At 45.6% G+C, this 360-nt stretch carries 1 protein-coding gene; it reads left to right on the top strand.

Translation table 11 applies throughout. The features are described 5' to 3' along the window. The coding region (locus VQ643_RS16365) for a hypothetical protein (RefSeq protein ID WP_414201590.1) at nt 1-360 on the top strand (360 nt) is incomplete at both ends.

The raw sequence follows: 360 nt of genomic DNA, 5'->3' as shown, positions 1-360 counted from the left end.
ACTTACGCCAAAGCATCAATCCCCTCAACCAAAGCGAAACCTATGAAACCGACTTTGCTGGGCGTATAACCCAATACACCAACGCCCTAGGCTTTAGCAGCCAACAAAGCTACACCTTTGATCACACTGGCTCATGTATTAGCCTTAAAAACACCCTAGGTGAAACTCGCCAAGAACACTACAACCTTGTCAACCAACTGATAGAAATCACCTCACCCACAGGCTTAAAAACCCAACAAACCTATGATGAGCAAGGACGTTTGATCACAGAAACTGACCCTATGGGGAATCAGATCAAACATGAATATGGCAACAGCGCCGATGTTGTAGGACGACTGATCAAAACCATCTACCCTACCT

The sequence above is a fragment of the Pseudomonas sp. F1_0610 genome, from assembly GCF_047470865.1.
In the GTDB taxonomy this organism is placed as follows: Bacteria; Pseudomonadota; Gammaproteobacteria; order Pseudomonadales; family Pseudomonadaceae; genus JAZDRH01.
The sequence above is the reverse complement of the archived record's forward strand: the minus strand, read 5'-3'. Positions and strand labels throughout refer to the sequence as shown.